The 16,041-nt window shown below is 69.7% G+C and carries 13 protein-coding genes and 1 pseudogene; 3 read left to right on the plus strand and 11 right to left on the minus strand.

The annotated features are described in order from the left end of the window. Positions 1 to 692: pseudogene (locus tag QHF85_RS32825) on the minus strand (hypothetical protein); the annotation flags it as partial. Between the two features lie 93 nt (positions 693 to 785). Between QHF85_RS32825 and QHF85_RS32830 the strand changes: the two are divergent. Next, positions 786 to 3,650 (plus strand): penicillin acylase family protein, encoded by a 2,865-nt coding sequence (locus QHF85_RS32830; protein ID WP_281331336.1) that lies wholly within the window; start codon positions 786 to 788, stop codon positions 3,648 to 3,650. 72 nt (positions 3,651 to 3,722) lie between these two features. Next, entirely contained in the window at positions 3,723 to 4,802 is a 1,080-nt protein-coding gene (locus tag QHF85_RS32835; RefSeq protein ID WP_281331337.1) for a hypothetical protein, read from the plus strand. 22 nt (positions 4,803 to 4,824) lie between these two features. On the opposite strand, the gene QHF85_RS32840 is transcribed toward QHF85_RS32835, so the two are convergent. Both QHF85_RS32840 and QHF85_RS32845 read right to left on the minus strand, forming a co-directional pair. Then, entirely contained in the window at positions 4,825 to 5,415 is a 591-nt protein-coding gene (locus QHF85_RS32840; RefSeq protein WP_281331338.1) for a hypothetical protein, read from the minus strand. A 120-nt stretch (positions 5,416 to 5,535) separates the two neighbouring features. Further along, positions 5,536 to 7,077 (minus strand): AMP-binding protein, encoded by a 1,542-nt coding sequence (locus QHF85_RS32845; protein WP_281331339.1) that lies wholly within the window; start codon positions 7,075 to 7,077, stop codon positions 5,536 to 5,538. 121 nt (positions 7,078 to 7,198) lie between these two features. Here QHF85_RS32845 and QHF85_RS32850 point away from each other — a divergent pair, with 121 nt between their 5' ends. Next, the gene (locus tag QHF85_RS32850) at positions 7,199 to 7,975 is read left to right on the plus strand and encodes a biopolymer transporter ExbD (protein ID WP_281331340.1); all 777 of its coding nucleotides are present in this window, start codon (positions 7,199 to 7,201) and stop codon (positions 7,973 to 7,975) included. Here the strand turns inward: QHF85_RS32850 and QHF85_RS32855 are convergent. The 8 genes from QHF85_RS32855 to QHF85_RS32890 form a co-directional block, all read right to left on the minus strand. Beyond that, entirely contained in the window at positions 7,959 to 8,390 is a 432-nt protein-coding gene (locus QHF85_RS32855; RefSeq protein WP_281331341.1) for a DUF2085 domain-containing protein, read from the minus strand. The genes QHF85_RS32850 and QHF85_RS32855 overlap by 17 nt on opposite strands. Positions 8,391 to 8,410: 20 nt before the next feature. Next, positions 8,411 to 9,337: a uracil-DNA glycosylase gene (locus QHF85_RS32860; RefSeq protein WP_281331342.1), complete on the minus strand. Its 927-nt coding sequence runs from the start codon at positions 9,335 to 9,337 to the stop codon at positions 8,411 to 8,413. Between the two features lie 13 nt (positions 9,338 to 9,350). Further along, complete coding sequence (gene trxB, locus QHF85_RS32865; RefSeq protein ID WP_281331343.1) at positions 9,351 to 10,313, minus strand: thioredoxin-disulfide reductase; 963 nt, start codon at positions 10,311 to 10,313, stop codon at positions 9,351 to 9,353. Positions 10,314 to 10,411: 98 nt separating this feature from the next. Further along, positions 10,412 to 11,215: a hypothetical protein gene (locus QHF85_RS32870; RefSeq protein WP_281331344.1), complete on the minus strand. Its 804-nt coding sequence runs from the start codon at positions 11,213 to 11,215 to the stop codon at positions 10,412 to 10,414. A gap of 152 nt (positions 11,216 to 11,367) precedes the next feature. Beyond that, the gene (locus QHF85_RS32875) at positions 11,368 to 12,915 is read right to left on the minus strand and encodes a hypothetical protein (protein ID WP_281331345.1); all 1,548 of its coding nucleotides are present in this window, start codon (positions 12,913 to 12,915) and stop codon (positions 11,368 to 11,370) included. Between the two features lie 35 nt (positions 12,916 to 12,950). Beyond that, complete coding sequence (locus QHF85_RS32880) at positions 12,951 to 14,621, minus strand: MXAN_5187 family protein (protein ID WP_281331346.1); 1,671 nt, start codon at positions 14,619 to 14,621, stop codon at positions 12,951 to 12,953. Positions 14,622 to 14,637: 16 nt separating this feature from the next. After that, positions 14,638 to 15,408 (minus strand): hypothetical protein, encoded by a 771-nt coding sequence (locus tag QHF85_RS32885; protein ID WP_281331347.1) that lies wholly within the window; start codon positions 15,406 to 15,408, stop codon positions 14,638 to 14,640. Between the two features lie 167 nt (positions 15,409 to 15,575). Beyond that, positions 15,576 to 16,025: an STAS/SEC14 domain-containing protein gene (locus QHF85_RS32890; protein WP_281331348.1), complete on the minus strand. Its 450-nt coding sequence runs from the start codon at positions 16,023 to 16,025 to the stop codon at positions 15,576 to 15,578. Between the last annotated feature and the right edge of the window lie 16 nt (positions 16,026 to 16,041).

Below are 16,041 nucleotides of genomic sequence, written 5' to 3' on the forward strand. Positions count from 1 at the left end.
GTGTGCAGGCGGCCGATCGGCGCCGCGCGCTCGGGAGCCGCGTCGGCCTCGGGCGGGCCGGAGTCGTGGGTCCCGAGGGGGCGCACGTCGCTCGGCTCGGCCTCGGGCGGCGGCGCGGGCGGCGTGAGGGGCGGCCGGGCGACGACGCGGGAGTGCTCGGGCAGGGCGCGGCGCGTGGGGGCGGCGTCGGCGACGAGCTCGTCGAGGCGGACGGGCGCGAGGATCCGAAGTCCGCGGTCGCCCTCGTCGAGGACGAGCGCCACGGGGCCGGCCTGGGCCGCCTCGTTGAAGACCGCGAGCACGGCGCTGTCGGAGGGCCCGAGCGCGGGCGCGTCGCCCGAGGTGTCGGCGAGCGTGGCGAGCGGCGGCAGGGCGAGGGCGAGGCCGAAGGAGCCGAGGCCGCGGGCGCGGACGACCTGATCGCGCAGGGAGGAGGCGCCGTCGACGTCGGCGCTCACGGACGGCGGAGGGGCGCCGCGCATGGCGAGGGCGCTCTCGACGGCCTCCTCGACGGCCTGGCGCAGCCGCCCGGGCGCGGGGGGGCGCACGATGCTGGCGACCACGTAGCCGCGGCTGCGCAGCTCCGAGAGGAGCTCGGACTTGCGGGAAGCGGCGACGAAAAACGCACCGAACGACGGGCGGACGGGCGGAGACGGGGAGCCCGACGGCGCGGGGGCCTGCACCAAGCGCATGGGAGGTCCCATGCCAGAGAGGACGAAGAACGGACGAATTTTCGGCGAGCCAAAGACCCGGCAGGCTAGTCCGGGAAGGAGGAGACCTTACCCATGCATGAACCTCGACGCTTCCCGATCGCCCGGTTCTTGAGCTTGTTCGCCCTGACCCTCGCGCCCCTCGCCGCGGGCTGCTCGGACCCGAGCGAGACGCCCCCCCCGCCCGCGGGTGATCCCTTCGGGCCGATCGGCGATCGCGCCGATCTGCCCGTGAACGAGCGCATCAAGATCGACAACCTCACGTCGCCCGTGGACATCGTGCGTGACACGGACGGGCGGCCGCACATCTTCGCGTCGAGCTTCGAGGACGCGGTGCGCGTGCAGGGCTACCTCGTGGCGCAGGACCGGCACCTGCAGATCGAGTTTTACCGCCGCGTGTCCGAGGGCCGGCTCGCCGAGATCCTCGCCGACGCGGACCCGAGCGTGATCGACAACGACATCGTGTTCCGCAGCCTCGGCCTGCACCGCGTGGCGAAGAAGCAATACGAGACGCTCGGGGCCGAGGAAAAAACCCTCGTCGACGCGTTCGCCGACGGCGTGAGCCAGCATTTCCGCGCGCTCCGGAACGGCGAGGCGGCGCTGCCCCCGGCGGCCTTCCTCGTCCCGGCCTCGGCCTTCTCCGACTTCACGGGCCCGGACGCGCTCGCGATCGCGCGGCTCCAATCGTACCTGCTCTCGCACTCGGCCGACGGCGAGCTCGCGGACACGATCTCGATCCAGACGCTCGGGAAGGCGTTCCCGAAGGACGCGGCCGATCCGCTCGTCAAGGCGCGCAGCGGCATCCTCCGCGAGCTCTATCGCTTCGCGCCGGCCGAGCCGGCGACGACGACCACGGGGTATCCGATGGGCCAGGGCGGCGCGAAAAACCCTGCGCCCTCCCCTCTCCTGCCCGACCTCGGCGCGAGGACCGAGCGATACCGCGAGGCGTTGCGCAAGGTGAAGGATCTGTTTGCACCCGAAGGATTCGGCTCGAACAACTGGGCCGTCGAGGCCGGACGGAGCGACACGGGGCACGCGCTGCTCGCGAGCGATCCACACCTGACGCTCGCCGCGCCCGCGATCTTCTGGCCCGTCGCGATGGAGGTGACGCCGAAGGATCCCGCGGCAAAGGTAAAGGTCTCGGGGCTCGCGTTCCCGGGCATCCCGGGGATCATCCTCGGGCACAACGAGCACATCGCCTGGGGCGCGACGGTCGCCGGCTACGACGTCACCGATCTCTACGCCGAGACGTTCACGCCGGACGGCAAGTCGGTCGTGTTCAAGGGGAACAACGTGCCCGTCGAGACGATCGACGAGGTGATCCAGATCCAGGCCGGCGAGCCGTACACCTACAAGGTCCCGGTCGTGCCGCATCACGGGGCGATCCTGCCGGAGATCCTGCCCGATCACACGGTGGCCCCGATCGATCCGGCGAAGGGCGCCGTGAGCGTGCGCTGGACCGGCGACGAGCCGACGAACGAGCTCGCGGCGATCCTCAAACTTTTGAGATCAAAGGATGTCGACGAGGCCAAGCTCGCGCTCGACGGTTTTCAGGTCGGCGCGCAGAACTGGATGATCGGGGACACGCAAGGCAACGTGCTCTGGACCTCGCACGCGAAGCTGCCGACGCGGGCGCCCGCGGCCGTCGCGTGGGACGCCGCGACGTTCTCGGGCACGCTCCCTTGCTTCGTGCTCCCGGGCGACGGCTCGGCCGAGTGGACGGGGGCCCTGCCGGACAACCTCGTCCCCTGGGCGAAAAACCCTGCCGCGGGCTTCCTCGCGACGGCGAACAACGATCCCATCGGAGAGACGCTCGACAACGATCCGTCGAACGGCACCCTGCCCGACGGCACGCCGATGTTCCTCGCGTGCTCATGGGACATCGGCTTCCGTGAGGGACGCATCCAGGAGCGGCTCGCGGGGCTCGACAAGGCGACACCCGAGGACCTCGCGAAGATCCAGGGGGACGCGAAATCAGCGCTCGGCTCGCGCCTCGTGCCCGCGGTGATCGAGGCGATCGATCGAGCCGAAGCCGAGCGGAAGACACCCGGGACGCACCCCGATCTCACGGGCGTGGTGAACGACGCCGGCTACGACCCGGCCGCGATCCAGAAGGTGCGCGAGCTCTTCACGGCCTGGGGCGCGGAGGCCGGCTACGAAGCGGCGAGCGGGATCGATCCGGACACGAACAAGCCGCTCCCGGAGGAGGGCGAGACGGCGATCGAGGCGCGCGCGGCGCAGGCGACGCTCGTGTTCAACGCGTGGCTCTTGCGGCTCGTCGAGCGCGTGCTGGGAGACGAGCTCGAGCACGCGGGAAGGCCCTTCGTGCCGCGGGATCAGAAGGCCAAGGCGATCCTCGCGATCACGCGCGAGACACCCGCGACGCTGCCGACATACAACGCGACGACAGGGGAAAGCGCGCTCTGGGACGACATGGCGACGCCGGAGATCGAGACGAAGCACGAGCGGATCGTGCGCGCGCTCGTGGACGCGCTCGCGACGCTCGCGACGGACGTCGGCACGGACATCGGCGCGTACCGCTGGGGCGCGCGGCATCGCGTCCGCTTCGAGGCGATCCTCCCGGTCCTCGGGCAGCTCTCGATCCCGCCGCTCGGGGATCCGGTTTTTCCGGACGGTTTTCCCCGGCACGGCGACAATTTCTCGGTCGATTCGTCCGACTTCTCCCTCACGGCCCGGCTCGACGTCACGCCGCGCTACGACTACGATTTCGGCCCGACGCAGCGCCTCGTCGTGGACCTCGATCCGGAGGGGCCGCGGGCGTGGAACGCGCTGCCGGGGGGCGCGGTGTGGGATTCGCAGAGCCCGCATTTCCGCGACCAAGCCGAGCTCTGGCGGAAGAACCAGACGCGACGGGTCCCCTTCTTGCTTCCCGAGGTGGTGGCTGCGGCCGAGTCGCGAATGGTCGTGACGCGGAAGTAGCCTCCCAAAACGCGAGGGGGCTCGGGGGCTCGGCTTGCCGAGCTTGGACCCCGGACGTGAAAGGAGGGCGGGTTGGTCCTGCGCCGCATCCTCACGACCGCTGCATCCGGGTTCGACAAGACCGTCGGCGCCGCGATGCTCGTGCGCGGCGACATGATCCGCTCCTTCGATCCCGCGGGCCTCGGCCCCGAGGCCCGGATCGAGCTGCTCGAAGCGATCCGCACCATCTACGACAAACCCGAGCATTTCACGGCGTCGAGCTCGTTCTTTGGGGAAGCAACGATTCCCCACGTCGAGCTCGCCCGGGTGCGCCTCCTCGGCGGCCCCGATCCCGGCATGGTGCTCGACGCGTCGTGGCCGAGCGAGTTCGAGCCGCTCGAGGAGGGCGTGCGCGCGGACTATCTCGGCCACGCGCTGAACCGCACCGCGACGGCGCGGCTGTTTCTGCACGCTACGCCCCGCCCGGTCGTGATCCTCGTGCACGGCTACCGGTGCGGGGCGTTCGCGCTCGAGGAGCGGCTCTGGCCCGTGCCCTGGATCTTCGAGCTCGGGCTCGACGTGGCGATGGCGGTCTTGCCCTTCCACGCCTGCCGCGCGCCGAAAGGCACGGCGCTCTTTCCCTCGCCGGACATGCGCTTCACGATCGAGGGGTTTCGCCAGGCGATCGCGGATCTCCGCGCGCTCGCCGCGCTCCTCTGCGACCGGGGCGCGCCGGCCATCGGCGTGATGGGCATGAGCCTCGGCGGCTACACGTCGGGGCTCTGGGCCACGATCGATCCGACGCTCGCGTTCGCGGTGCCGATCGTGCCGTGCGCCTCGATCGCCGACGTGGCGCGGGCGGTGGGCCTGCTCGTCGGCACGCCGGAGCAGCAGGCGGCGCAGCACCAGGCGATCGAATCGACGTTACGCGTGGTCAGCCCGCTCGGGCGGCCGTCGGCGCTCCCGCCCGACCGATTCCTCGTCGTCGGGGCGGCGGGCGACAAGATCACGCCGCTCGATCACGCGCGGCGCATGGCCGAGCATTTCCACGCGCCGCTCGAGACGTTCCACGGCGGCCACCTCTTGCAGTTCGGCCGAGCGGACGCGTTCCGTGCGGTCCGGCGGATGCTCGCGCGGCTCGGGATCATCGAGACGCGCCACGCCGCGGCGTGACGCGTCTCGCCTCAACCGAGGATCACTGCACGCACTTGTCGACGCCGGCGCCCGTGCAATCGGCGTCGGCCGAGCACTCGCACGCGCCGCTCGACGTGTTGCACTTGCCGTAGCCGTTGCAGTCCGCGTCGGCCGTGCACTTCATCGCCTCGACGGTGCAGTACTTCGCGCCGGTGTCGTCCGTGCCGATGCACTTCGAGGGCATCGTGCAATCGGCGTCCATCGTGCAGCCCTCCAGGCAGACCTTGAACGAGTTCGTCGTGAAGCACTTGTTATCCGGCGCCGCACCGCCGAACGTGCAATCGGCGTCGGCCTTGCATTGCGGGCCGCCGCACGTGCCGTTGTCACACGTGTAGTTCGTCGGGTAGTCCATGCCGGGGCAGTTCGGCAGGCCCATCGGACAGCAATCGGCGGGCATCGCGCACGTCTTGCCGCAATATCCGCCCATGGGCGCGCTGCCCCCGGTACCGCCACCGCCCGCGCCGCCCATGCCGGCCGCGCCGCCGCTGCCGGCCGAGCCGCCGCTGCCGCCCCCTCCGCTCGGCTCGCTGCTACACGCGGCGAGGCCCAGGAAACCCGCGGAAACCAGCAAAAGAATCGAAAGCATTCGCATGAGAAGTCTCCCCTCCGCAATCCGTGGCGATTCCACGGACGTCATCATCGCGACGTCAGTCCCTGACACGCGGGGGCGTCGAGAGCAAAACTCCCATGCATGAAGAGGGCATAATTTCGATTATGATTCGGTCCCAGACGTATTCGCGACCGTTCCGGCCAGAATTGCCCTCACGAGATCGGGCTTGACGACCTTTCCGAGCGCATTGCGCGGGAGTGACGTGGCCACGATCACCTCGCGCGGGACCTTGTACGGCGCGATTCGCTCTTTCGCCCAGCCGCGCAGGACCTCCGGCGCGCATTCCGCGTCGCGCCCCGGCGCGGCGACGACGACCGCGACGACACGCTCTCCCCACGCCTCGTCGGGCAAACCCACGACCGCGACCTCCGCGACAGCGGGGTTTTCCCGCAGCGCCTCCTCGATCTCGAGGGCCGAAAGCTTGTACCCGCCGCTCTTCAAGATGTCGACGCTGGTTCGTCCGAGCAAACGCAGCGAGCCATCGTCGGCGCGCTCGGCGACGTCGCCCGTGCGGAACCAGCGGCCCTCGGCGAAGGCGCTCAGCGTGGCCTCCTCGCGGCCGAGGTACCCTTTGAACACGCTCGGCCCACGAATCCAGAGCTCGCCCGGTCCGCGTTCGAGATCGCTGCCCGCCTCGTCGACGATCCGCGCCTCGACCGTGCGCGGGGGCAAACCCACCGAGCCGGGGCGGCGGCCCGCGGGATCGAGGGGGTTCGTCGCGCCAACCCCGATCTCGGTCATGCCGAAACGCTCGAGGGGGATCGCGCCCGTGACGGCGCGCCAGCGCTCGGCGAGGGTGACGGGCAGCGCAGCCGAGCCGCTCGTGGCGAGGCGCAGACCCCGCGCGCCGCTCGCCCAGCGTGCTCGTGTCGGCTCGTCCGCTGCGTCGAACGCTTCGAAGAGCTTCTGGTACATCGTGGGCACGGCCATCCAGACCGTCGGCGGGTTTGGCCCGCAAAACGCCTCCCACACGCGCCGCGCGTCGAAGCGCGGGAGCATCCGCGCCGCGGCGCCCGCGAGCAGCGTCGTGAGGAGCGAGATGCCGAGGCCGTGCAGGTGATGGAGCGGCAGCGCGTGGAGCAGCCGATCGCCCTCGCCGAACGCCCACGCCTCGCGCAGGATCGCGGCCTGCACCTCGACGTTCGCGTGCGTGATCATCGCGCCCTTGGGCTTGCCCGTGGTGCCGCTCGTGTAGAGCAGGAGCGCGACGTCGTCGGGTTCGAGCGGCGCCGCGTCGCCCTCGGGCCGCGGGCCGTCGGCGAGCGTCTCCGCCAGAAGGACGCGCCGGCCTTCGCAGAGCAAGGCGCCGCGCTCGCGCTGATCCTCGGAGACGATCACCGCGGCCGCGCGCGCGTCTTCACCGAACCACGCGAGCTCGGCGGGCGGATAAAGCGGCGAGAGCGGCAAGGCCACGCCGCCCGCGAGGATCGTGCCGAGGAAGGCCTCGAGCCAGAGCGCGCCGGGCGAGACGAGGATGGCCACGGCGCGGCCTTCGAGCGAAGGCGCGCCCTCGGTGAGCGCGAGGCGGACGCGCTCTGCGCGATCCCACAGCTCGGCGAAGGTACGGCTCCGCGCGTCGTCCTCCACGGCGAGCCGGTCTGCGTGCTGGAAGCTTGCGAGGCGCGTGACGAAGGGTGAAGGCATCGTGAAATCCGGCTCGTTTGGAGGCCCAAGCGCCTGTCCGCGCGAAAACTACCACGCCCCCCGCGCCCCGAGGACGCCGCTTCCTTTCTCCCGGGCCTTCGGCTTCGGTACACTCCGCGCCATGCACTCCCGCGTCCATGTCCTCGCCTCGCTCGCGCTCCTCGCCGCGACGACGCTGACCGCCTGCGGCGACGACAAGTCCAAGACGGGCGCCGCCCCGAGCGCGACCGCCTCCGCTGCGGCTGCGCCCACCGAGCCCGCGCCTCCGCCCAAGCCGAAGACGATGCCCGCGCTCATCGTCGACTCGCTCGGCCCGTACATCGGCCAGATCCGCATCGACATGAAGCAGGAGAACTGGCCGGAGAAGCTCACGGCGGCGGTGAAGGATCTGCCGATCAACGGGCAGCAGGTCACGCTGATCGCCGAGAAGAAGGCGCGCACGCCGGACGTCGCCGCGGTCGTGGCCGAGCTCGGCCGCGCGGGCGCGCCGACGATCCTGCTCAAGACGGACGGCCGCGACGACGTACCGAAGGAGCTGCTCGTCACGCCGCCGGACAAGGTGTCGAACCCGCCCGGCTGCTCGGTGACGGTGATGGTGCTGAAGGACCTGTCGACCGCGGTGTGGCCGTTCAAGGGCGGGCTCGGCAAGAAGCAACGCAAGGGCTTCGCCGGGCCCGATCTCTCGAACACGGGCGACGCGATCAAGAAGGACCTCGCGATCTGCGACTCGTCGTTCGCGTTCTTCTCGGCCGACGACTCGGTCTCCTGGGAGATGGCCTATAACCTCGCGGGCACGCTGAAGGTCGTCGACGAGAAGAGCGACAAGAAGAAGATCCAGACGCTCGTGCTCCTCGGCGAAGCGCCCGTCGCCGGCAGGCCCGTCACGCTGAAGAAGTGAGCCGCGCGGGCCTCGCGAGGTGCTCGCGCGCGAGCGCGAGGATCCCCAGGGCAAACACGTGCCCCCAGAGGACGCCCGTCACGAGCCGCGCCGGATGCCACAGCGGGCGTACGCCGAGGTCCTGCGTGATCACGTCCGCCAGCATGATCACGCTCGCGACGAACCCGTAACCGAGGCACGCACGCACGCTCCATCGCGGCCGCGGGAACAGCGCGGCCGTGACGAACCCCGCGAAGATGCCGGCGCAACGGCTGCAAAGCGGCATGAGCACGCCGGCGAGGGCGAGCGTGCGCTCGGGTTTGAGGTGACAAACCGGCGCGAAGGCGAGGTAGAGGAGCTCGCCCGTCTCGGGGCTCGTCACGCGACGCGCGAGCGGCGCGAGGAACGGCGCCACGCCGACGAGGCAGAGCAGCACGCGAAGGGCGCGCTCGAGCGCTAGCCCCGCGCGGGCGGCTTCTTGCCGAGGCGCGCCATCACTTCCTGCAGGTCGCTCCATACCTCGCGCTTCGCCGACGGCTGCCTGAGGAGGTAGGCCGGATGGAACGTCGGCATGACGGGGATCCCGCGGTAACTCTTCCACTTGCCGCGCAGCTTGGTGATGCCCTCGCTCGTGCCGAGCAGGCCCTGGATCGCAGTCGCGCCGAGGGCGACGATGTACTTCGGTCGCACGAGCTCGATCTGCGTGGCGAGGTAGCCCTTGCACGCATCCATCTCTTCAGGCTGCGGCTTGCGGTTCTCCGGAGGCCTGCACTTGACGATGTTGCAGATGTAGACCTCGCCCGCACGGTACCCCATCGCGGCGATCATCTTGTCGAGGAGCTGGCCCGCAGGACCGACGAACGGCTCGCCCTGGAGGTCCTCCTCCGCGCCCGGTCCTTCACCGACGAAGCAAAGCTCCGAGAGCGGATTGCCGCGGGCGAACACGGTCTGCGTGCGCTGCTCGGAGAGGCGACAACGCGTGCAGGAGGCGACGCCTTCGGCGAGGACGCGGAGCTGCTCGATGCGCGCCTCGGGCGTGCGTGCCTCGGGGCGCGCGACCGCGGCGCGCTGCGGCCTCTCGGCAGGAGGCGGCGGCGGAGAGAACTGCGGCAGAGGCGCGCGCTCGGGCGGCGACGTGAACTGCGCGGGCTGCGCGAAGGAGGCGTCGGCCGGCGCGGGGCGCCGATCGGCGACGGGCGCGCGAGGGTTTGGCGCAGGCGCGGCGTGTGGCTCGGCCGCGGGATACGCGGGCTCTACGTCGCCGCGAGGAGGCGCGAGCGGCAAGCCCCACGCGCCCGTGCTGTCGTACCACTCGACGAGCGCGCGCACCGAGGTCGCGATCTCGAAGAGCTCGTCGCGCGGGTCGGCGTGGGGCTCGTCCATGGAAGCGCCTTCGTCAGTGGCTCCCACCTTCTTGCTGCATGAACCGCTCGGCGTCGAGCGCCGCCATGCAGCCCGTGCCCGCGGCCGTGACCGCCTGCCTGTACGTCCAGTCCTGCACGTCGCCCGCGGCGAACACGCCGGGCACGCTCGTGCGCGTCGAGCCGGGCACCGTCTTCAAGTAGCCGTTCGGGTGCGTCTCGAGCTGCCCGACGAAGAGCTCGGTCATCGGCGTGTGGCCGATCGCCACGAAAAACGCCGCGACCGGAACGGACGAGGTTTCCCCCGTCTTGAGGTTTTTCACGACGATCCCCGTGACTTCGTCCTTGGTCACGTCGAGCACGTCCTCGACCACGTGGCTGTAGAGGATCTTGATCTTGGGGTTCGACACGACGCGGTCGACCATCGCCTTGCTCGCGCGGAAGTCGTCGCGGCGGTGGATGAGCGTGACCGAGTTGCAGAGGCCCGCGAGGTAACTCGCCTCCTCCATCGCGGTGTCACCACCGCCGACGACGGCGACGTCACGGCCGCGGTAGAGCGCGCCGTCGCAGACGGCGCAGGCGCTCACGCCCTTGTTCTTGAGCTGCTCCTCGTGCGGCAAGCCGAGGTAGTTCGCGCGCGCGCCCGTCGCGACGATCACGGTCTTCGCGAGGTAGAGCGTGTCCTCGACCCAGACCTTGAACGGCCTCTGCGAGAGATCGACCTTCGTGACGTCCGCCGTCACGATCTCGGTGCCCTGGTGCTCCGCCTGATCGCGGAAGCGCTGCATGAGCTCCTGGCCCGTGACCTTCTGCGGAAAGCCCGGATAGTTCTCGACGTCGGTCGTGAACATGAGCTGACCGCCGGGAATGAGCCCGCCCGCGTTGAAGCCCTCGATGCAGAGCGGCTTGAGATTCGCGCGCGCGGCGTAGATGGACGCAGTCAGGCCCGCAGGGCCCGAGCCGATGATGATGACGTTGCGGACGGGTGTGTCGGACATGCTGGTCCGGGTCATAGCGAAGGCACGCGGCCGCGTCGATACGCGCGCACCACCCGGACGAACAGAGGCGGGAAACAGCGGCCGATCGGGGCCGAAGATTACTTCTTCTTCTTCTTCTTCGTGTCCTTGGCCGGGGGCGGCGCGGACTCGGCGACGAGCTTCTTGTTGTACGTGCGGGCGACGTCGTGGAGATAGGACTCGCTCGTCAGCTTGGGGAAGTCGGAGGGCGAGATCTCGTCTTTGGCCATGCGCGTGGCCTTCTCCGCCTCGCGACGCATGCCGCCGAGCGCGCTCTGATAAATCCAGGTGCCGATCGCGCCGACGATGACGCCGCCGATGATGATGCCCGTCGAGGCCGCGGTCGGGACGATCGGATCGTCTTTCGTTGCAGCCGCAACGATCGCCCAGCCACCGGCCAGGCCGTACCCCACGCCGGTCACGATCATGCCGGTGGAGCGCTTGCCGGCGTTGTCCTTGATGCCCTTCTCGTAGACGGACATCGAGTTCGCGTGGTTCTCGCGGATCTCCACGATCCGCTCCTCGAACGCTTCCTCGAACGCCTGGTCGCGCGCGATGTGCAGCGCGCTGAGCACGTCGATCTTCTGCCGGCCCTGGTAGACGTCCCAGGAGTAGCCACGGCGCGCGACCTGCTGGTTGCCGTAAATGCGGCTCGATCCGACGAGGCGGCCCGACGCGTCGCGGACCTCCTGCTCGCCGAGCTCGACGCGCTCCGTCGTGGTGTACGTGAAGCTCTCGCCCTCGACGGCCAGCGGCTCGCCGGTCTTTTTGTGCTCAAACGTGTAGTCGTATTCGTCCGGGGCCGTCGGCGGAGGTTTGGGGATCGAGCAGCCGACGACCGCCAATCCCAGACCAACCACCATCAACGAAGCACGCGCGTTCATCCGTTCCTCCCGGACATGTTCATCCCCGACCGACAATAACCGTGTCATCGAAGCGCGCCGGCGTATCCGGTGTCAACGCTCTCGACACGCCATCTCACGTGACGCTGCGGACTCTCGTCGGTCGCTCGTCCAGCTGTGCTGAAACGAGTCTCTCAAAACCTGTACGTGGCCCCGAGGGCGACCTCGTTCAGGCTCGACTCCAGCCGCCCGCCATTGACGTTGTGCTGGCTCCGATAATTCGTCGTCGCGTCGCCGGAGAGGCCGAGAACCTCACCTTTGCCCCCGTTGTCGAGCGGCTCGTAGAACGTGTGCTGGTAGGCGAGCGAGACGTCGACGGGCCCGATGCGCACGCTGCCGCCGCCGCCGACGCCGACGCGGCTGCCGAGGTTGAAATCGGGGTTCAAGTGCGCAGGGTCCTGGCCGTTGGTCTCGAAAAACCCGCCCGCGCGGACCGCGAGGAAGCCCGGGACGACCACGAAGTCGCCGCCGAACCGCACGCCGAAGACGTTCTTCCACTTGTGCGGGATGTCGGCGTTCGTGGGGATTTCGCCAGGCGTGCCGTTCACCCGGATGCCCTTGTCGAAGCGGACCTCGAGGTTGTCGACGACGCTGTTGTGCGCGTACGTGAAGTCGACCTCGATGTCGAAGAGGTCGTCGGCGAGCGGGTCGCGCACCTTGGCGCCGACCTTGGGCACGAGCGAGCCCGCGCGCTGCGGGTGGTGGTAACGAAACCCGAGACGCGCCTCGAGCGGGATCCGGAAGTTCAGCGTGCCCGCGTCCTCGTCCTCGGTGATGTTGCAGTTCGCCGGGCCCATCGGACACGGGTTCTCGTTCTTCTGGCCGCCCGCGCGCCAGTAGAGTGATTCGAGCCGCACGCCCGTGCGCGTGCGGATCGCGTCCTGCCACTTGAACGACGCGCCGAGGTCGAGCCGCTTGTGCGGCGAGGCGAGGATACCGACGACGACGCCGGGCACGAAGCCGTCGAAGGCCGAGAGCGTCGACTTCACTTCCTGGTTGCCCGCGAAGTCGTCCGTCGCGATCTGCGAGGTGGCCTCGGTGAAGTTGACGAACTCGATCGAGGCGACGCCCCACATGAAGCCCGCGCCGATGCTGAGCCAGTCCTTGATCGCGTAGCTCACGCTGAGCGTCGGGTTGAAGATGAGCGAGTCGCTGCTGACGAGCAGGTGGCGCTGCGGCGAAGGCTGCGTGGTCGAGATGCCGAGCGTGTTCGTGTACGGGATCGACTCGGGCCAGACGATCTTGCCGACGCCGTGCGGGCCCATGACGGACACGCCGATCGCGAGCTGTCGCGTGATGCGGAAGTTCGCGGCGATCTGCGGGTTCGGGAAGGGCGAGCTCTCGGCGCAGACGGGGTCGGACGGGCCTCCCGCCGCGCCGGGGCCGGGGATGCCGCCGCCCGGCGAGACAGGCTGACCGTTCACGTCCCTGCGCGAGAAGCAGGTGTCCATGAACATGAGGTGCGCGCCGACGTGCACGCCCGACTTCTGGAACGCGAGGCCCGCCGGGTTGAAGTACGCGGCGAGCGGGTCATCGGCGCGCGCGACGTACGTGTTGCCGCGCCCGAGCGGCACGACGCCATTGTCGGGAGAGTCGATCCCCGAGGAGGCGCGCGCGACGCCCGCGCCTCCGAGCAAGACCGACCCCACGAACGCCCCCACGACGAGATTCCTCGCGCCCATCGCTCTGCCGCTCCTGCCGATTTCGATGCTGGGTTTTACTTGTTGACCGGCGAGGCCTTCAGCGCGGCCTTGCCTTCCTTCGCGTACACCGTGAACTTCACGCGCGTCACGCCGTGCCGCTGCACGAGCGCATCCTTGTTGCGCTGAAGCGTCGACTTGAACTTCTCGAACGTCATGCCCGCCGTCGGCTCGCCGCACTGCTGCTTCATGGCGACGAACTCTTCGTAGACCTTCTGCCACTCGGTGAGCTCGTCGCCTTCGCCCTCGTCCGCCGCGGCAGGCGCGGGCTCGGCCGCGGCAGCCTTCGGCAGCGAAGGCGGAGGCGGAGGCGGCGCGGGCGCGGCCTCTGCCTCGGCTTCGGGCACCGACTCGACCGGGTCCTGCGTCGTCGAGCCCGGGCGCGGCTTCGGCTTCGGGAGGGCCTTGGGGAGCGGCTTCGCGGGCGACGGGCCGCTGGCGGGGACCGGGATCGCGGTCGACGAGGTCTCGCCGGGGCCGGGCACGGCGAACGCGCTCATCGTGGGCGCGGCCGGGATCGGCCCGAGGACCTGTTCGAGATCGGCGGCGCGACGCGGGGCGCCTCCCTTGGCCGCGATCTTGTCGATGCCGTCGTTGATGTCGGAGGCGATCTTCTTGTACCCGCCGCGGAACTTGCTCGGCGCGAGCACGTCGACCTCGCCCTTCGCGAGGCGGAGCGCTTCCTTGCCGAACGTGGCGAGCGGCTGCGTGTGCTCGAGGACGGTGAAGAAGATGCCGAGGCCCGCGAGCCCGAGGATCGCCGCGATGACGAGGATCGTCGGGACGTTCTTCTTGTCGGTGTCGTCGGCCTTGTTGAGGAAGTCGAGCGGCGAGTCGACGGCGACCGCGAGGCGACCGACGGCGTATCCCGCGCCGAGATCCCAGGCCTCGCCGGGCATGCGCGCGTAGACGACGCCGAGGTGCGAGGCGATGACGCGCGGCTCGCTGCGGCCCTTCTCCTGGTAGTCCTTGTTGTCTTCGAGCTGCTTCAGGTCCTGCGTGATCTGATCGAGGTTCGCCTTGTCGAACCCTTCGGGGGCCCACGACGCGACGCGCGCGCCGTCGGCGTAGAAGCCGACCGCGGAGCCCGTGCGCTTCGAGACGCCCTGCGCGAACTTGTCGTCGACGATCTTCACGCCGATGACCGCGCCGACGGGCTCGCCGTTGACCTCGGCCTCGACGGGGCGCGCGACGACGCGATAGATGCGGCCCTTCCAGACCCACGCGTCGTCACGGATCCAGCCGTGCAGCGCGTCCGCGACGACGGGGTAGCCGCCAAGCTCCCAGTCCTCGGCGTGCTCGATGCCGACGGAGGCGATGACGCGGCCGTTACCGTCGACGGCCCAGAGCGCGTCGAACTTGAGGTCGGCGGGGATCACCTCGGTGTCGAGCTTCTTCAGCGCCTTCTTGGCCTCGTCGCGCAGGTCGCGGCTCGGCTTCGCTTCGGGCGTCGCCTTGGCGAGCTGCCCGCGGAGCTCGGGCGCGAGCGCGACCGGGATGAGCGCGCTCGAACGGTTGCGCGCGTCGTCTTTGAGGTACCAACCGACGGCGCTCGAGTCGGCGGCGAGCGAGTCGCTCATCGCCCGGAGGCCGGCGCGGTTGTACATCTGCGCGGCGAGCATCAGCGTGAACGCCGACACGCCGAGCAGGATGGCGAGGGCGAGGTACCAGAAACGGGACAGGATCATCGGCTCGTCTCCGCCTTCACTTGCTCGGGGTCGTCGCGCCGACCACGAGGGGCGCCTTGAGGGGCTGCTCGGTCGGGAAGGGCGTGATCACGACGTCGAGCTCCTGGCCCACGGGCTCGCCGTTGTAGTAAGCGCGAAGCTTGTGCGGACCGGGCTCGAGGTCGATCGCGAAGTCGCCCTTGCGGTCGGGGTACGTCGAGGCGATCGCGCGTGGCTCGACGACGACCCAGGAGCGGACGCTCGGCGCGAACTGATCACGGATCTCGTACTTGCCGGGCCCGGGCGGGGTCCACGAGCGGCTCTTGCTCGGCGCGGTCTCGACGGCGCCGAGGCCCTTGTTTCCCGTGTCGTAGAGCTTGTGCGGGAACGGGTCTTTGTTCTCGAAGTTGATCTGCTGGCCCTCGGGCACGACGATCGTGACGGGGCTCGTGCGTCCGCCGGCGATGCTCACGGTGATGGGCACCTTCTGCGGCGTGCCCTTGTCGCCGAGCGCGACGATCGCGAGCTCTTTCGGCAGATGCCCCGTCAGGGTACGCACGTCGGGCCGAACGGTCGGAGACGGCTCGCGGAAGGTGTAGCGACGAGCGTTCGGGTCCTTCGCCTCGTTCCACACGGGGTTCAGGAGCTTCTCGGCTCCGCTCAGCTTGCCCTTGGCCGTGACGGCGGCAAACGCAACGCCTGGGACGGTCAAAAGCACGAGCGCGACGGCTCCTCGACGGAGCAGGCCGCGCAGGCGGCCGGATTGGCTCGCCTTCGCCTTGGAAACGAGCGTGTCGAACGTGTCCATCGGAAGGGGGAAGCTACCGGAATGGCAGGGCAAACGGAAAAGAAAAGCCGCCAAGGAGGACGGCACGCGGACAGGGCCGCGCGCGTGTCAGAGGGGTGGCGGTGCGAGGCGCGTGCGAGGGCGGGCGAGCGGCGGGTTTTGCTTGACAGAAACGGCGGAGTGATCGGTCAGGCGGGGCCTTGGCGGACCTCGTCGAACCAGGCGCGGGCGGAGGCGTGGTCGTCGAAGTAGCGGACGGGGGCGCTCGCGATTTCGAGCTTGAGGAGGCGGGCGGCACGGATGAGCGTCTCGGAGAGCGTGCGCATGCGGTAGCTCGCGCCGACGACGGCGGCGGCGCGGATCATGCGCGGATTGAACTTTCGGTTGAACTCGAGGGCGGCGCTGACGCTGACGCGCGCGAAGTGCACGGATACGTCCGTCATCGAGAAGAGCCCGCCCATCCGTGGTCCGGCCTCCTTCAGGAACGCGAAGACGCGCTCGGCTTCGTCGGCGGTCATCTCACGGACGAGGCGAAAGACGATGATGTCGGGAGGCTCGAACCGAGCGATATCGGGAATGAGGTCGAAGGGAACGTCGAGGGAGTGCCCTGGGTCCCCAAAGCCCGGAGTATCGGCCATGACACGGTTGTAGCAT

It is taken from the genome of Polyangium sp. 6x1 (genome assembly GCF_029946515.1).
Lineage (GTDB): Bacteria > Myxococcota_A > Polyangia > Polyangiales > Polyangiaceae > Polyangium.

Bases quoted from the DNA above. Each gene is read 5' to 3' on its own strand.
- QHF85_RS32830 (WP_281331336.1), top strand. From the start codon at position 786: ATGCATGAACCTCGACGCTTCCCGATCGCCCGGTTCTTGAGCTTGTTC.
- QHF85_RS32840 (WP_281331338.1), bottom strand. From the start codon at position 5,415: ATGCGAATGCTTTCGATTCTTTTGCTGGTTTCCGCGGGTTTCCTGGGC.
- QHF85_RS32845 (WP_281331339.1), bottom strand. From the start codon at position 7,077: ATGCCTTCACCCTTCGTCACGCGCCTCGCAAGCTTCCAGCACGCAGAC.
- QHF85_RS32850 (WP_281331340.1), top strand. From the start codon at position 7,199: ATGCACTCCCGCGTCCATGTCCTCGCCTCGCTCGCGCTCCTCGCCGCG.
- QHF85_RS32860 (WP_281331342.1), bottom strand. From the start codon at position 9,337: ATGGACGAGCCCCACGCCGACCCGCGCGACGAGCTCTTCGAGATCGCG.
- trxB (WP_281331343.1), bottom strand. From the start codon at position 10,313: ATGTCCGACACACCCGTCCGCAACGTCATCATCATCGGCTCGGGCCCT.
- QHF85_RS32870 (WP_281331344.1), bottom strand. From the start codon at position 11,215: ATGAACGCGCGTGCTTCGTTGATGGTGGTTGGTCTGGGATTGGCGGTC.
- QHF85_RS32875 (WP_281331345.1), bottom strand. From the start codon at position 12,915: ATGGGCGCGAGGAATCTCGTCGTGGGGGCGTTCGTGGGGTCGGTCTTG.
- QHF85_RS32880 (WP_281331346.1), bottom strand. From the start codon at position 14,621: ATGATCCTGTCCCGTTTCTGGTACCTCGCCCTCGCCATCCTGCTCGGC.
- QHF85_RS32885 (WP_281331347.1), bottom strand. From the start codon at position 15,408: ATGGACACGTTCGACACGCTCGTTTCCAAGGCGAAGGCGAGCCAATCC.
- QHF85_RS32890 (WP_281331348.1), bottom strand. From the start codon at position 16,025: ATGGCCGATACTCCGGGCTTTGGGGACCCAGGGCACTCCCTCGACGTT.